Genomic DNA, 792 nt, shown 5'->3' on the forward strand with positions numbered 1-792 from the left:
AGCTTGGGCAGGTCGTTGAAGACGATGTACGGCTGCCGCGGGTTGCGGGCGAGGTAATCCTGGTGATAGGACTCGGCCGGGAAGAAGCGGCGGCCGGGTTCGATGCGGGTCGCGATCGGCGACTTGAAGGCGTGGGCCTTGTCGAGCTGCTCGACGTAGGCGCGCGCGGTGCGGGCCTGGTCTTCATTGGTCGGGAAGATCGCCGAGCGGTACTGCGTGCCGGAATCCGGCCCCTGGCGGTTGAGTTGCGTGGGGTCGTGCGCCACCGAGAAGTAGATCTGCAGCAGCTGGGCGTAGCTGACCTGCTTGGGGTCGTAGGTGACCTGCACCGCCTCGGCGTGGCCGGTGGAGCCGCTGCCGACGGATTCGTAGACGGCGGTGGACGCCTCGCCGCCCGCGTAGCCGGAGACGGCGTTGGTGACGCCCTTGACGTGCTGGAAGACGGCCTGCACGCCCCAGAAGCAGCCACCGGCGAGGACGGCGGTTTCGGTGGGGGCGGTGGAGGCTGTCGCGGTGGCGGTGGGCGCGAACGGCGGGATGAGCCTGGCTTCACCGCCCATGCCGCCGGCCATGGCGGAGAGGGTCATCACGGCGCCGGTGCCGACGAGCAAGGCGGCAGCGGCGAGCAGGCGGCGGCGGGGTGCGCGGGAAGGGGTGATCATCGAAACGCTCCTGGAGGGTCGTGTCGGGCTGGGTCGTGTCGAGCCGGGCGAACCTTACGCTTCGGCGGGAAACGCCACCAGACGGCAACGACGGCGAGCCCGAACACAGAGTACGCCACGGTGAACACCC

1 protein-coding gene is annotated in these 792 nt (G+C 69.8%); it reads right to left on the bottom strand.

The genetic code is table 11. From position 1 onward, the window contains the following. Positions 1 to 662, bottom strand: a 662-nt coding sequence (gene msrA / locus AC1D01_RS37105; protein ID WP_477874870.1) for a peptide-methionine (S)-S-oxide reductase MsrA, incomplete at its 3' end; no start/stop codon positions are given. Positions 663 to 792 lie beyond the last annotated feature (130 nt).

The sequence above is a fragment of the Rhizobacter sp. P3_B12 genome, from assembly GCF_056402895.1.